This is a genomic window from Massilia sp. MP_M2 (assembly GCF_039123635.1).
Classification (GTDB): domain Bacteria; phylum Pseudomonadota; class Gammaproteobacteria; order Burkholderiales; family Burkholderiaceae_D; genus Telluria.
On record NZ_JBCHJF010000004.1, the window covers coordinates 419,262 to 435,084 of the forward strand.

General features: G+C 64.5%; 9 protein-coding genes. 2 read left to right on the plus strand and 7 right to left on the minus strand.

Annotated features, from left to right (window positions below; genetic code table 11):
- The first annotated feature begins 27 nt into the window (after positions 1–27).
- Positions 28–1,305 (plus strand): phospholipase D-like domain-containing protein, encoded by a 1,278-nt coding sequence (locus tag RCH14_RS12205; protein ID WP_343026378.1) that lies wholly within the window; start codon positions 28–30, stop codon positions 1,303–1,305.
- A 163-nt stretch (positions 1,306–1,468) separates the two neighbouring features.
- Positions 1,469–3,628 carry a S46 family peptidase gene (locus RCH14_RS12210; RefSeq protein WP_343026379.1) on the plus strand — a complete coding sequence of 720 codons (2,160 nt, stop codon included), beginning with the start codon at positions 1,469–1,471 and terminating at the stop codon, positions 3,626–3,628.
- A gap of 399 nt (positions 3,629–4,027) precedes the next feature.
- On the opposite strand, the gene RCH14_RS12215 is transcribed toward RCH14_RS12210, so the two are convergent.
- The 7 genes from RCH14_RS12215 to astB all read right to left on the minus strand — a co-directional run bounded on the left by RCH14_RS12215 (position 4,028) and on the right by astB (position 15,823).
- Positions 4,028–4,681, minus strand: coding sequence for a CatA-like O-acetyltransferase (locus RCH14_RS12215; protein WP_343026380.1), 654 nt, complete (start codon positions 4,679–4,681; stop codon positions 4,028–4,030).
- Positions 4,682–4,694: 13 nt separating this feature from the next.
- Positions 4,695–6,179, minus strand: a complete 1,485-nt coding sequence (locus tag RCH14_RS12220; RefSeq protein ID WP_343026381.1) for an amino acid permease — start codon at positions 6,177–6,179, stop codon at positions 4,695–4,697.
- A gap of 140 nt (positions 6,180–6,319) precedes the next feature.
- Positions 6,320–7,183 carry a head GIN domain-containing protein gene (locus RCH14_RS12225; protein ID WP_343026382.1) on the minus strand — a complete coding sequence of 288 codons (864 nt, stop codon included), beginning with the start codon at positions 7,181–7,183 and terminating at the stop codon, positions 6,320–6,322.
- A gap of 124 nt (positions 7,184–7,307) precedes the next feature.
- Entirely contained in the window at positions 7,308–8,420 is a 1,113-nt protein-coding gene (locus RCH14_RS12230; protein WP_343026383.1) for an NADH:flavin oxidoreductase/NADH oxidase, read from the minus strand.
- 242 nt (positions 8,421–8,662) lie between these two features.
- Positions 8,663–9,664: a succinylglutamate desuccinylase gene (locus tag RCH14_RS12235; protein WP_343026384.1), complete on the minus strand. Its 1,002-nt coding sequence runs from the start codon at positions 9,662–9,664 to the stop codon at positions 8,663–8,665.
- Positions 9,665–9,677: 13 nt separating this feature from the next.
- Positions 9,678–14,384, minus strand: a complete 4,707-nt coding sequence (locus RCH14_RS12240) for an NAD-glutamate dehydrogenase domain-containing protein (RefSeq protein WP_343026385.1) — start codon at positions 14,382–14,384, stop codon at positions 9,678–9,680.
- Positions 14,385–14,482: 98 nt separating this feature from the next.
- Positions 14,483–15,823 (minus strand): N-succinylarginine dihydrolase, encoded by a 1,341-nt coding sequence (gene astB, locus RCH14_RS12245; protein WP_343026386.1) that lies wholly within the window; start codon positions 15,821–15,823, stop codon positions 14,483–14,485.

Sequence of the window (15,823 nt, forward strand, 5' to 3'; positions counted from 1 at the left end):
GGTTTTTTTTCCTCTGCGATCTTACTGATGAGCTCAAAAAAATTCTGGACACTGTTGCTGACAGTGGCCGCCACTCTCGTACTGGGGGTGCTCGCCTTGAATTTCATGCCGGGCGAAAAACAGATCGAACGGCAACTGACACGGCAGTACGATACGGCCGATCCACAGTTCCGTCGCTCGCTCGGCGTATTGCTTGGTCCACCGATCATTGAAGGCAACCAGGTCGAGGCGCTGCTCAATGGCGACCAGATTTTCCCGGCGATGCTCGAGGCCATTCGCGGGGCGAAAAAAACGATCACGCTGGAAACCTATATCTACTGGTCGGAATCGATCGGCACCGAGTTTTCCGAAGCCCTGTCCGAGCGCGCTCGCGCTGGCGTGAAGGTGCACGTGATGCTCGACTTCATGGGCAGCATGAAGATGGACAATGCCCAGGTCGACAAGATGAAAGCGGCCGGCGTGCAGGTGCAGCGCTATCACAAGCCCGTCTGGTGGAAGCTGGCGCGCATGAACAACCGCACCCACCGCAAGCTGCTGATCGTCGACGGCGCGGTCGGCTTCACGGGCGGCGTGGGCATTGCCGACCAATGGCGCGGCAATGCGCAGGACGAAGACCATTGGCGCGATAGCCACTTCCGCGTCGAAGGCCCGGTCGTCGGGCAGATGCAGGCCGTGTTCAACGATAACTGGACCAAGGCCACGGGCGTCGTGCTCGATGGTGCGGCGTACTTCCCGCCGCTGCAGGCGAAGGGCACGATGCCGGCGCAGATGTTCTCCAGCTCGCCCACGGGCGGCAGCGAGAGCATGCACCTGATGTACCTGATGGCGATCACGTCGGCGCGCGAGACGATCGATTTGTCGGCCTCGTACTTCGTGCCCGATGAGCTGACGGTGCGTACGCTGATCGCGGCGGCCAAGCGCGGCGTGAAAGTCCGCCTGATCACGCCGGGCGAGATCATCGATTCGGATCTCGTGCGTGCGGCCTCGCGCGACCGCTGGCCCGAGCTGCTGGCGGCCGGCGTGCAGATCTCGGAATACCAGCCGACGATGTATCACGTGAAAACGCTGATCGTCGACAAGTTGCTGGTCTCGGTGGGTTCGACCAACTTCGACAACCGCTCGTTCAGCATCAACGACGAAGCGAACCTGAACGTGCTCGATACCGGGTTTGCGGCGCAGATGACGGACGTCTTTGACGCCGACTGGGCGCTGGCCAAGCCGGTAACGCCACATGCACTTGCCAAGCGACCGTGGTGGGAACACGCTGCGACGTGGTTCGTGTCGCTGTTCGAGGCGCAGTTGTAAGCGCAGTTGCACGCACCGTTGCAAGCAGGCCCGCGCCGATCCAGGCGCGGGCTTTTTCATTGGCGTGGCTGAAATACTGGTTGACGATCCGATAGCGGATTAACCATACTCATGGACACTCTCCGGAGTCCATGAATATCCCTTCCCAACCAGACCAAAGCGCATGAAAAAGACCCTTCTCTCGCTCGCCATCCTCTCCAGCTTCGCCGCCCACGCGGACGAAGGCATGTGGATGCCGCAACAGCTGCCACAAGTAGCCAAGCAACTGAAAGCCGCCGGCCTCAAGCTGGATCCGGCAAATCTGACCAAGCTGACTGAATTCCCGATGGGCGCGATCGTCAGCCTGGGCGGCTGCTCGGCATCGTTCGTCTCGCCGCAAGGTCTGGTCGTGACCAACCACCACTGCGTCTACAACAGCATCGCCGTCAACTCGACGCCCGAGCGCGACCTGCTGGCCAACGGCTTCCTGGCCAAGACCATGGCCGACGAATTGCCGGCCTCGCCCGGCAGCCGCGTGTATGTCACCGACGAAGTGGCCAATGTCAGCGCCCAGGTCATCACGCCCGACGTGGCCAAGCTGACCGGCAAGGCGCGCATCGACGCCATCGAAAAGAACCAGAAAACCCTGGTGGCGGCCTGCGAAAAAGATGCCGGCTACCGCTGCACCGTGGCCAGCTTCTACGGCGGCCTGGAATTCTATCGCCTGAAACAGCTCGAAATCCGCGACGTGCGCCTGGTGCATGCGCCGGCGTCGGGCGTCGGCAAGTTCGGCGGCGACACCGACAACTGGATGTGGCCACGCCACACGGGCGACTACGGTTTCTACCGCGCCTATGTCAGCAAGGACGGCAAGTCGGCCGAGTTCTCGAAGGACAACGTGCCGTACCAGCCAAAGCACATCATCAAGGTCGCCAAAGACCAGGCAAAAGAAGGCGACTTCGTGATGGTGCTGGGCTACCCGGGCCGCACCAACCGTCACCGCCTGCCATCCGAAGTGGCGTTCACGTTTGACTGGAACTACCCGGCCTTCATCCAGGCCTCGAGCGAAACGCTGGCCATCATCGACCGCGAAACCAAGACCGATCCGGCTGCCAAGCTGAAATACGCGGGCCAGATCGCGGGCGTGAACAACTACTACAAGAATCGCAAGGGCATGCTGGTGTCGTACCAGGGCAGCGACTTCCTGCAGCGTAAAACGGCCGAGCACAATGCGCTCAAGGCCTGGGTCAATGGCGACGCAGCGCGCAAGGCGCAGTACGCGGCCGACATCGACATGGCCGAAAAGCTGATCGCCGAACGCGATGCAGGTATGAAGAAGAGCTTCTTCCAGACCTACGCGCAACCGAAGTTCCTGTCGTCGGCACGCACGCTGTACCGCCTGGCCAATGAGCGCACCAAGCCGGACACTGAGCGCAAGACCGGCTACCAGGAACGCGACCTGCCGCGCCTGACGTCCGTCGTCGAAGGCCAGGACCGCACCTACGACGAAAAAGTCGACAAGGCGCTGGTGCTGAACTTCCTGACCAAGTACAACGCGCAACCTGCCGCCGAGCATGATGCCGCGTTCGACGCCGCACTGGGCCTGCGCGCCGGCATGAGCGAAGCCGAACTGAAGGCCGCACTCGAGCGCATCTATGCAGGCTCGAAGCTGGCCGACAAGGCAGCGCGCACTGCGTGGCTCAAAAAGACGCCAGCCGAGTTCAAGGCATCGAACGACAGCTTCATCAAGGCCGCAGTCGCGATGTACGACGCCGACATGAAGGACGAAGAAAAGCAGGAAGAATCGGCCGGCAAGATCCAGCAAGCCTACGGCAACTACATGAAGGCCAAGATCGCCTACATGAACAGCCGCGGCCAGGCCGTCTACCCGGATGCCAACAGCACGCTGCGCGTCACCTTCGGCAAAATCGCCGGCCGCCCGCAAGGCGCCGACGGCACCACCGGCTGGACCGCATTCACCACCGTGGCCGGCGTCACTGCCAAGCACACGGGCGAAGGCGAGTTCGACGCACCGGACAACCAACTGGCCGCCATCCAGGCAAAGAACTTTGGCAAGTACGTCGACCCGAAACTGAAAACGCTGCCTGTGAACTTCCTGGCGACGCTGGATATCACCGGCGGCAACTCGGGTTCAGCCGCACTGAACGCCAAGGGCGAGCTGATCGGCCTGGCATTCGACGGCACGCTTGACTCGATCATTTCGGACTGGGACTTCAACAAGGCGATGACCCGCTCGATCCAGGTCGATTCCCGCTACATGCTGTGGAATATGCAGTATGTGGACAAGGCGGATAACCTGCTGAAAGAGATGAACGCGCTGTAAATCTCGCGTCGTCCATCTAGCCGAAGGCCGCGCTACCGAAAGGAGCGCGGCCTTTTTAATATCCCAAAGAAATTCCCAACAATTAGGGTCAGAGTCAAATTGTTTGACAACTTTTGCGGATGAGCCATCAATGCGACTCTGACCCTAGTTATCTCGCGGGCAATTGGCCAATAATTCTACTCTGACCCTAATTAATTTTTGGGTTAAAAGTAGCGATTTTGGTAGCTATAAGAAAGTAATACCGCGGATATTTGGATGCGATGTAATTCCTACCGAACCCAAGCAGAAAACCACCTCAAAAACAATTAGGGTCAGAGTCGAATTGTTTGACAACTTTTGCGGATGAGCCGTTAATGCGACTCTGACCCTAATTATCTCGCGGGCAATTTGCCAATAATTCTACTCTGACCCTGATTGGAGGATGGTGGTGAGTTCGGCGGTGATTTGTTCGGCCAGGCGGTGGATGTGGAGGCCGTCGACGAAGCCGTGGTGGGCCTGGACCGAGAATGGCAGCGTCAATTTTCCGTTCGGGGCGTCGCGAAAGCGCCCCCAGGCCAGTGACGGGATGTCGGGCTGTGCCAGCGTTGCTGTCGGGTGCTGGATCGATGTGAAGTCGAGCCAGGGGATGCAGGTGACGAAGACTTGCTCTTTCGCCTGGCGCGGCGACAGCGCTGCGTACTGGGCGTTCAACGCGGTCATGCCGGCGGCCTCGACACCAGCGGCGCGGCTGCGTGCAACGAAATCGTGCAGGTCATCGGACCACCCGAACATCGCGAAATTCAGGTCGTCGTTGGCGTTCGTGACCGTAAACGATGGGATCAAGCGCTCGATGCGGATGACTTCGCCGTCGAGGACGCGGTAGCAGAAGTTCTCGCTCTTGAGCACCGCGCGCAGCGTGGCATACAGCAGCACGTGGAATGGCGCCAGGCCCTGCGCGCGGCACCAGGGACGAAAGTCCGGCAGCGTCAGCGTGAAGCACAGATTCAGTGCCGGGCTGTCCATGCTGTCGAACAGCGCGAAGCGGTCGCGCCGTCGTTCGAACTTTTCCATCATGATCGCCAGCCGCTTACGACTGCGGTTTATTCAGGCGGCTGTTGCGCATGCTGTAGACAAAGTAGGTCACGACCGCCACGCCCATCCAGATGAAGAACACGCGGAACGTCGTGCCCGACAAATCCTTCATGATGTACAGGCAGGCCAGTACCGACAGCCCCGGCACGATGTAGGGACCGAACGGCACGCGAAAGCCCGGCGGCGCGTCAGGGCCCTGCTTGTGGCGAATCACCGGCACCGCGATCGACACCACCATGAACGCCGTCAGCGTACCCATGCTGACCATGTCCCACAAGAAGGTCGAATCGACCGTGCCGGCCACCAGGCCCACGACGGAGCACACGATGATCGTATTGCCCACCGGCGCCTGCGTGCGCGGGCTGACTTTCTGGAATACCTTCGGGATCAGGCCATCGCGGCTGATCGCGTACAGGATGCGGGTCTGGCCGTAGATCGTCACCAGCGTCACCGAGAACACCGACACCACCGCGCCAGCCGACAGGATCAGCGCCGGCCAGGCCTGGCCCGTCACGTTCTGCAGGATCACCGACAGGCCGGCTTCCTGGCCTTCGAACAGGTGCGCCGGCTGCGCGCCCATCGCGGCAATCGCCACCAGCATGTAGAACACGGTGACGATGACCAGCGCCGACAGGATCCCGATCGGCACGTTGCGGCGCGGGTCCTTGACCTCTTCGCCGGCGGTCGCGATGGTGTCGAGGCCAATAAACGAGAAGAACACGGTGCCGGCAGCAGCGGTCACGCCGGCCATGCCTGCGTAACCCTTGCTCTCGTCGACATTGAAGAACGGCTGGAAGTTGTTGGCGTCAAAGCCGGTGAACGCGATCGCGGCAAAGAACACCAGGATCGCCAGCTTGATCATCACCATGATGGCGTTGGTCGTGGCCGATTCCTTCGTGCCGCGCACCAGCATGATGCCGCACATGATCACGAGGATGATCGGCGGCAGGTTGATATTCCCCGGATTGAACGAGACCTTATGGTGGTCCGACACGAACATCGGCGAGCGCAGTTCAGCCGGTATCTGCCAGTGGAACGCATTGAGCAGGAAGTTGTTCAGGTAATCGGACCAGCCGATCGACGTCGCACTGGCCGCGAGGCCATATTCGAGCAGCAGGCAGGCCGCGACGATGAATGCCGCGAATTCGCCCAGCGTCGCATACGCGAACGAGTAGGAGGAGCCCGATGCCGGCACGCGCCCGGCCAGTTCGGCGTAGCACAGCGCCGTCAGGCCGGCGGTGATCGCCGCGAGCAAAAACGAAAGCACGACGGCAGGACCGGCTTTCGGCACTGCTTCGACCATCGTGAAAAAGATGCCGGTACCGATCGTGGCGCCCACGCCGATCATCGTCAGCGGGAACAACCCGAGCGAGCGGTGAAGGCCGGGCAAGGCGCCGGCAACCCCAACGGATGTGCCCTCATCTTGATGGCGTCCCGCCGGTTTGGTACGTAGCAGCTTTTGGCCCAGAGTCTGATTCACGGCGAGTCCTTCAGTACGCGGTTGCAATCGCGTTCGATGCCGCCGGTAAGCAGTCCCCAAACGCAGTCTCAAAACGAAGCTGCGATTATAGGGGACTCTGCTGTCGCTGAAGACATTTTGTTTGCATGCGCGACAAGACCTCAATCGAGCAGGTGGATCCGCTCGCCTGTCATGCTGCGCTGGGCCGGCTGGCCATACACGCGGATGCCGCCCGAGCCCGAGGTACGGGCAAACAGCGACTGCCTGACCGTGGCCCGGATGCTGCCGGCGCCGCTCGCACCCAGGTCGGCGTCCTGCGTCGTCAGGCCCGCCAGGTCGGCGCTGGCCGAACCGCTCACGCGGGCGTTGAGCGAGCGCACCGCGCCGCTGGCCTCGAGCGAACTCGATCCACTCAACTCCATGCGCGCGACCTCGCCGCTGACTGGCCCGACGCGCATGCGGCTCGACCCGGACAGCGTGACATCGATGCTGTTGCTGGTGAGTCGGGCCGCATCCAGCAGACCGGAGCCGCTCGCCCGCGCATGCAGGTTGCCGGCCGTGCCGGCCAGGGTCACGCTCGCCGAACCGCTCTTGCGCACATCGAGCGGCGCGCCATTCAGGCCGCTCACATCGACGCGGGTCGCGCCCGACGCGCGCACCTCGCTCAGGCGCGGCGTGGTGTAGATGATCCGCAGCGGTGTCTTGCTGCGCACGTTCTGCTCGGACCAGACCCGCAGCGTGTCGCCGCGCGTCTCGGTGAGAATCAGCGGCAGCAGGTTGCTGTCGGCTTCGACCACCAGCGACGCGACCGGTCCCACGCGCACATCGACCGGCAGCGCGCCGCTCACGTCCAGCGCCGGCAGCGCCGCGATAGCGCGGGCATCGCGCGCCGCGATGCCGTTGCCCTCCGTCGTACCGCTGCTCCACGAAGTATGAACGCGCATGTCGCTGCCATCCTGCGGCGCGACGATGATGGCGCAGCCGGCAAGGGCAGCAAGAGCGGCAAGGGCGATGAGGGTACGCATGGCAGTCCTGTCAGGTTGTTGTTCGGGTGATGGCACTCTACCAACCGCCCTGCCCCGCAAGGTGCTGCATGCGACAGGCTGCAGGAACGGCGCCGTGGACTGCATGCCCCCGGCGCGAACCGTGTCAGTTCTTGGCTAGCCGCGTGGTGTCGAACAGCGCCTTGAATTCGTGCGGCTGCGAGCGCCAGTACTGCGGCGGCGCGCTCACCTGCGCACCAAGTTCGGCCGCCGCATGCCACGGCCAGCGCGGGTCGTACAGCATCGCACGCGCGAGGGCGATGACGTCGGCCTGGCCGGCCTGCAGGATCGCCTCGGCATGACGCGCCTCGGTGATCAGGCCCACGCCGATCGTCGGCAAGCCCGTGTCCTGCTTGATGCGTTCGGCAAAGCCGATCTGGTAACCCGGCTCCACTGGAATCTTCTGGGCGGTCGAGACGCCGCCGCTCGAGACGTGGATGAAGTCGCAGCCGATGCGCTCGAGTTCTTGCGCAAAACGGACGCTCTGCTCGAGGTCCCAGCCGCCATCGACCCAATCGGTGGCCGAGATACGCATCCCAAGCGTCGTCGACGGCACGGCTGCGCGCACGGCGGCATAGACCTCGAGCGGATAGCGCATGCGGTTCTCGAGCGAGCCGCCGTATGCGTCGGTGCGGTGGTTAGCCAGCGGCGAGAGAAACTGGTGCAGCAGGTAGCCGTGGGCGCCGTGCAGCTCGATCGCGTCAAAACCCAGCACATGCGCGCGGCGTGCAGCGGCAACGAAGCTGGCCTTCACCCGTTCCAGGCCGGCGGCATCGAGCGCCAGCGGCGCGGCGTCGCCCTCGGTATGCGGCACGGCGGACGGGCCTTCAGTCTGCCAGCCATTGGCCGCGTCGGGGGCGATCTGAGCGCCACCTTCCCACGGCACATTCGTCGACGCCTTGCGGCCCGCGTGGCTTAGCTGGATGCCGATCTTGATCGGCGAGTGACGCCGCATCGCCGCCAGAATTGGCGCGAGCGCCTCGGCATGCGCGTCGGACCACAGGCCCAGATCACTCGGCGAGATGCGGCCTTCCGGCACGACGGCCGAGGCTTCGAGGATGATCAGCGCGGCGCCGGACAGCGCCAGGCTGCCAAGATGGATCATGTGCCAGTCGGTGGGCAAGCCGTCGACAGCGGAATACTGGCACATCGGGGCGATGGTGATACGGTTGGACAGCTCGAGGGGGCCGAGCGAGTACGGTGAAAACAGCATGGTCATGGTGGCTCCTGCATATCGAGAGCACCAGTCTAGCCCGACGTGAAAATTCGTGTCGTCGACCAAAAAAAGCGGGCCGCAGCCCGAATGTGGTTCAGTCAAGGACCGTAGGGTGGACGGGTTTCCCGTCCACACGTTCAACCTGCCTTTGCATACAACAGAGCGGGGTTGGTTTGGACGCGTGGACGGCATAGCCGTCCACCCTACAGCTGATAGAACGACATCAGGCCATGGCCCGCTTGGTCTTACCCGATGCGCACTACCATGATCCCGGCGCGCAAGCCTACCCGCACATCCGGGTTTGGGAACACGACCAGTTCTTCGTCGTGCTGCACCGTATAGGTCGTTGCGCCATCCTGCGCGATCACGTCACCTTGTTGCATCGGCGTGAAGTTCCAGGTCTCGCGTCCCACGCGCATGCTAAATGCGTCGGACAGCTTGATGATCGACTGCGCCGTCGCGAACACGCGCGGCGGCACAGTCGCTGGCTGCGCTGGCTTCCCACGCAGCAGGCGATCCAGCGCGCTTGACGCAGCGGCAAACTGCGACAGATCGTTCTGCCCCAGCGTGCCAACACGACCCAGTTCGACCGTGCTGCTGGCCGCACCGAGATGCTCGGCCGTGAAGTAACTGTAGGTGCCGGCCGATTCGGGATTCATGATGATCGCTTCGATCCCCGCCTCGCCCAGCCACCCCATCAAGCTAGCGCGCGCCGCATCCGCAATCAGTTCCGGCACGATCGCGAACATCGGATAGTGCGACGGCCTGATTGCCGTGTGCAGATCAAGGTGCCAGCGCGCCGGGCCACTGCCCTCGAAAAACGCACGGGTCGCCTCGATCAGCACATCGGCGCGCCCTGCCTCGAACGTCCCGGCCAGCGCGCCGCGTTCGGCGCGGAACATCCGGTTCAGGTCCGCGTCGATGAAACGCTTGCCGGCGCGGATGGCGTCGATATGCCCGACACACAGCATCAGGTCCACCGCCAGTTCGCTTGCGGAGCGCGACAGCGCGTCGACCAGATATGCCACCATCTCGATCGGCCCCGTCTCGTCGCCATGCACGCCGACCGACACCAGCACGCTGGGGCGATCGACGTCCGGCGTTGCGGCGCGCACCGTCAGGATGCCCGACGCCGGCAACGCGACGACCAAGCCGGCGTCACGAAAACGCTGCGCGACCGCGCCGAAGTCGGCTTCGGCCAGGGCGCGCACCGCTTCCGGCAACCCTTCTGCAGCTGCGGTGCTCATCTCCGTGCTCATATCACGCGGCCAGACGTTCTGGGCTGAGGCCTTCCGACAGCGCCCACACGTCCAGCATCGCCTGCTCCAGCTCGGTCGGCGGGGCAAAGCCCGTCAAGCCGCGCGCGGCGGTCACTTCGTCCACCGCTGCCTGCATGTCGTTGCCGTTCTGGCCCGCATGCTCGATCACCTGCAGCAGCAGGCGCTGTTGCGCGCGGCGCAGCGATTGCAGCGCGTAGTTGCGCAGCTGTTCCTGCGACTTGCTCTGCGCCGGCAGCTTCAGGCCCAGTTCCAGCGTGTCGATGCCGACCTGCTGGCGCAGCAGCGTGCCCACCTGCAGGAACTGCAGCAGCGTCATGCCCTCTGGCCGTGGCACCGATACCGCTGCGAACAGGAACGAGGCTTGCGACTCGATGATCTCGACGGCCTTCCAGGCAGCCGCGAACTGCGGCGGCAGGCCGGTGTGGCCATCGGCCTCGGAGCGGAACTTGGCGGCGGCGCTCCCGTCGGCTTCGGCGAACAGCGTCGAGAGCTCGTCCAGACCTTGCGAGCCTGGCGGCAGCGACAGCACGCCTTCGATCGTGGCGCGTTGCAGCGCGCGGGTACGGCTGTCGACCGAGACCGACACGTCGCGCGGCACCACCAGCGCATCGGCATCGAGGTCGTCGAACACCGGCGCCAGGTGCAACGCGGCCCAGGCCTTGGCCCACGCCTTGACGACTTCGGTGTCGTCGATGCGGTGTTCCAGCGCCAGGTCGCGCAGCATCAGCGGACCGCAGCGGTTGACGGCTTCGTTGGCCAGCACGGTGGCCAGGATGGCGTTGGCCAGCGGATGGTCCAGCGGATCGCGGGTGGCAACCAGCTGCGCCGGGAAGTAAGGCCGCAGCAGGGAATCGGCCCACACTTCGTCGGTCAGCGGCAGTGCAGCCAGCGTGCGCTTGAAGCGGTTCTTGACGTTGGCGATGACCACGGCCAGTTCCGGCGCCGTCAGGCCCAGGCCCAGCGCCTTGCGGCGCAGCAGTTCGACGTCGCTCGGGAGCTGCTCCAGCTCGCGCGAGACGGCGCCTTCGGCTTCCAGGTTGGCGATCAGGGCGATGTAGCCGTCGACCACCGCGCCGGTGGCCTGCGCCTGCACTTCGCGCGTCAGCAAATGCGTCTGCAGCGTGTTGTCGCGCAGGACCAGGCGCTCGATCTCGCCGGTCATTTCGTTCAGCGTGCGGTTACGGTCGGTTTCCGACAACTGGCCGGCATTGACTTCGGTGTCGAGCCAGATCTTGACGTTGACTTCATGGTCCGAGCAATCCACGCCGGCCGAGTTGTCGATCGCATCGGTGAAGATGCGGCCACCGGCAAGCGCGAATTCGATGCGGCCGGCCTGGGTCGCGCCCAGGTTGCCGCCTTCGCTCACCACCTTGCAGCGCAGCTCATTGCCGTTGACGCGGATCTGGTCGTTGGCGCGGTCCTTCACCTGTGCGTGCGTTTCGGTCGAGGCCTTGATATAGGTGCCGATACCGCCGTTATAGAACAGGTCGACCGGCGCCTTGACGATACGGTGCATCAGTTCTTGTGGCGACAGCGCTGTCTCTTCGATCTGCAACGCTTCGCGGATCTGTGGCGAGAGTTCGATCGAGCGGGCATTGCGCGGGTACACGCCGCCGCCTGCCGAGATCAGGCTCTTGTCATAGTCTTCCCACGACGAGCGTGGCAGCGCGAACATGCGCTCGCGTTCCTTGAACGAGACCTCGACATCCGGGGTCGGGTCCAGGAAGATGTGGCGGTGGTCGAACGCCGCCACCAGTTTCAGCTGGCGCGACAGCAGCACGCCGTTGCCGAACACGTCGCCCGACATGTCGCCCACGCCGGTCATCGTGATCGGGTTGTTGGCCAGGTCGTGGCCCAGTTCATAGAAGTGGCGCTTGACCGCTTCGAACGCGCCCTTGGCGGTGATGCCCATCTTCTTGTGGTCGTAGCCGTTCGAGCCGCCCGACGCGAACGCATCGCCCAGCCAGAAGCCACGCTGCACGGCGATGCTGTTGGCGATGTCCGAGAACGTCGCGGTGCCCTTGTCGGCTGCCACCACCAGGTACGGATCGTCCTGGTCGTGACGCACGGTCGCCTCTGGCGGCACGATCTCGCCGCGCACGCGGTTGTCGGTCACTTCCAGCAGGCTGGCGATGAACAGGCGGTAGACGGCTTCGCCCTCGGCGGCGACCACGTCGCGCGCCGCATCCTTCGGCATCTGCTTGCAGACAAAGCCGCCTTTCGAGCCGGCCGGCACGATCACGGCGTTCTTGACCATCTGCGCCTTCACCAGGCCCAGCACCTCGGTGCGGTAGTCTTCCATGCGGTCCGACCAGCGCAGGCCGCCGCGGGCGACCGGGCCGCCGCGCAGGTGCACGCCTTCGAAGCGGCGCGAGAACACGTAGATTTCGCGGAACGGCCGTGGCTCCGGCGCCAGCGCCAGGTCGCTCGTGTCGACCTTGAAGATGATTTTTTCGCCGCTGTTCTGGAAGTAGTTGGTACGCACGGTGGCCAGCGCCAGGTCGATCAGGGCCGCCATGATTTCTTCGGTGTCGGCGTGGTTCACGCCCGGCAGGCTGGTTTTCAGCAGATACAGCGCGCTGCTGCCTTCGTTGCGTTGTTCGTCGGTCAGCGCCGGATCGAAGCGCTGCATGAAGCCATTGACGAATTCCTTGACCAGACCAGGCTGGGCGCGCAGCGTTTCGGCCATGTAGCGCACCGAAAACTTCGAGCCGAGCTGGCGCCAGTAGCTGATGTACGCGCGCACCAGTTGCACTTCGCGCAGCGACAGGCCGCCTTCGATGGTCAGGCCGTTCATGCGGCCATCTTCGGCTTCATCGTTGAACAGGGCGGAGAACAATTCTTCGGCCACTTTGCCGATGCCCGGCTTGGTGAGTTTGGTGGCGCTTTCGGCGTCGACCGACAGCGCGGTCACGTAGCGGCGCACACCATCGAGACCCGTGTGACGGAAGGTCTGCTCGCGGTCGACCGCGATGCCGGCGTTCTGCAGCGCAGGCAGGATGCGCGACAGCGACGGCACGGTTTCGCTCGAGTACAGGCGGATCGAGGTGCCGGCAGCGTCATCCTGCTCGATGCGGGCAGTGACGCGATCCGGACGGCAGCGCGTCAGCAGCGCGTGCACGTCGCGGAACGCCGTTTCGGGCGCGGTGGCAGCGACGAAACTCACTGGCAGCGTCGGCACCACCTTGCGCATCAGGCTGCGCAGGCGGCTTTCATCGACGCTGTTGGTCAGTTGGGCAAAGCGGTCATGCCAGCCATCGAGCACGCCCAGGAGCGGCGCCTGCAGATCGGTTTCCAGGTCGAGCGGATAGCGGGCAGCATGCGCGATCAGGTACACGCGCGCCAGCGGACCGTCGGCCACCAGGGTCTGGACGTCGACCTCGCGCGCGCCCGAGCTTTCCTTCAGGGCGCCAGCCAGGCTCGCGGCCACGGCAGCGCTGAAACGCTCACGCGGCAGGTACACCAGCACGTTCAGGTGACGGCGATACACATCGCGGCGTGCAAACACCTTGGCACGTGGCTGCTTGTACAGCGACACCACGGCGCTGCAGACTTCGGCCAGCCATTCCGGCTCGGCTTCCAGCGCTTCGTTGCGCGGCAGCGATTCGAGGATCTCGATGAATTTCTCGGCGCGGAAACCTTCCTGGCGCACGCCGGCGATGCCGAGCACCTTGGCCACGCGGCCACGGGCAAACGGCAGGCGCGCCAGCGGGGTCGAGGTGGCGGCGCGGGTGAACAGGCCAATGAAGCAGTGCTCGCCCAGGATGCGGCCCTGCGCGTCGGTGTCGCGCACGCCGATGAAGTCCAGCGGCTGGTCGCGGTGCAGCGTGCCGCCCACGTCGGCCTTGACGATCGACAGCGTGTCGGCGCGGCGCGACAGCGTATCGAGGTCGCCCGGGATGCTGGCCAGGCAATCGCCATACACCGGATGCGCGGTGTCTTTCAGCACGCCGATGCGGCTGCCCAGATCGCGTTCGAGTTCGCGCTCGCCCGCCTTGACGACGTAGTAGGCATAGCCGAACGGCTCGAAGCCTTCGTTCTTGGCCCATTCGAGGAAGGCGGCGGCTTCCTGGCCGTCCGGTGTGCCGGCGGCGGCTGCGGCTGCAGCCACGGCAGTCATGCGGTCGCCCATGGCGACGGCGTCGCGCTGCACGGTGGCGGCGTCGTTGGCGACCATGCGGATGCGCGCGGTCAGCTTGTCGAGTTCTTCGACCTGCAGTTCATCGTTCAGCAGGCACAGGACGACCGATTCGAGCGGGCTGCCCGCTTCGCCGATGGCGGCCAACGCGCCGCTGGCGTCGCGGCGAACCGGCAGCACGGCGTTCATGACGCCGGCGGCGACGATGCGCTCGCGGCGCAACGCCATGACGAACGAGTCGACCAGGTACGGGCGGTCATCGTTGAGAATCAAGAGTGCGGTGGCCTTGCCGCCGCGGCCGTCCGAGTAACCCATCGTGGCGATCTGCGCGCCAGGACCGGTGCGCTGGGCCAGCTGCGAGAAACCGTCCACCAGCACGGGCGCCAGGCTTTGCGGCGCGGTGCCGGCCAGGTCTTCGTCGTCGAGCGAGGCGAGCCATGCCGCGATCAGGGCATTGACCTGCGCGCTGCTGGCCGATTGATTGGCCGAACCGTTCTCGTTGACCAGCGCCAGCGTCTGGCCGCGCAAATCGTTGGACATATCGTTCATCTTGCTTCTCCAAAGTTGTGTGCCTGGCGCGCCGCAGCTCGTGGCATGGCGCTTCCCTGCTTTATATGGACAGGGATTACCCGCCCGAATCTTACCTGTTACAAGTCGTACAGCCCCGGCAAGCCGAGGATGCGTGTGAGTTCTTCCAGCGCGGCGGCGCATTCGAGCGCCAGCTGCGGGTCCATCAGATCCTGCGTCTCGATGCGGTCGCGATAGTGGCGTTCAACCCAACCAACCAGTTGCGCATACAGCGCCTCGGTCATGATCACGCCCTGATGCATCGCGGCCGCCTCGGCATCGGTCAGCGCCACGCGCAGGCGCAGGCACGCCGGCCCGCCGCCGTTGCGCATGCTCTGGCGCAGATCGAATTCGATCAATTCGTCGATCGCACCGCGCCCGGCCAGCAAGCCTGCCAGATAATCGGCAACCGCGGCGTTCTCGCGGCATTCCTGCGGCACCACCAGCGCCATGCGGCCATCCGCCTTGGACAGCAACTGGCTGTTGAACAGGTAGCTGGCGACGGCGTCGCCAACCGCGACCTGGCTGCTTCCCACGCGCACCGGATGCAGCTCGGTACCGGCAACGGCCAGCGCGCGCCGCAGCGCGTCGAGCGTGCCCGCTTCATCGGCGAACGCCTGCTCGTGATAGAACAGCACATTGCCATTGCCGACCGCGATGACGTCGTTGTGGAAGACGCCCTGGTCGATCACGTCCGGGTTCTGCGACGCAAACACGGTGCGCGCCGGGTCCAGGCCATGCAGGCGCGCGATGGCTTGCGACGCTTCCAGCGTCTGGCGCGCCGGGTATTTTTTCGGTGCCGGCGCCGATGGGTCGAACTCGACGCGGCCGTACACGAAGAACTCGACGCCGGCAGCGCCATGGCTCGCGGCAAAGCGCGTGTGGTTGGCCGCCCCTTCGTCGGCGAAGGCCGGCACCGATGGCAGCGGCTCGTGCACCATGAAATGGTCGCTGTTGCCGAAGATCGCGCGCAGCGTGCGCGTGGCTTGCACGTGTTCTTCCGAGCGGTGCAGCTTGTTGTTCAGGTTCGCGGCCGTGAAGTGCACGCGGCCATCGAGCGAATCGGCCGACGGGCTGACGGTGGCCGCGTTGGCGGTCCACATCGGCGCAGCCGACCAGGCGCAGGCCAGAATCACCGGCGCTTCGCGGTAGGCGCGGGCCAGCACGTCGGCATCGGTACCCGAAAAGCCCAGGCTGCGCAGCAGCCTGAAATTCGGCCGCCCCTGCGGCGGCATCACCGCTTGCGCAAAGCCGCGCGCAGCCAGCTCGCGCATCTTGGCCAGGCCCTGCAAGGCAGCCTGGCGCGGATTGGAGCTGCTGCGCACATTGCTGAACGAGGCCACGTTGCCAAACGACAGGCCGGCGTAGTTGTGCGACGGGCCAACCAGGCCGTCAAAATTGAATTCGCGTGCGTCGCGCAT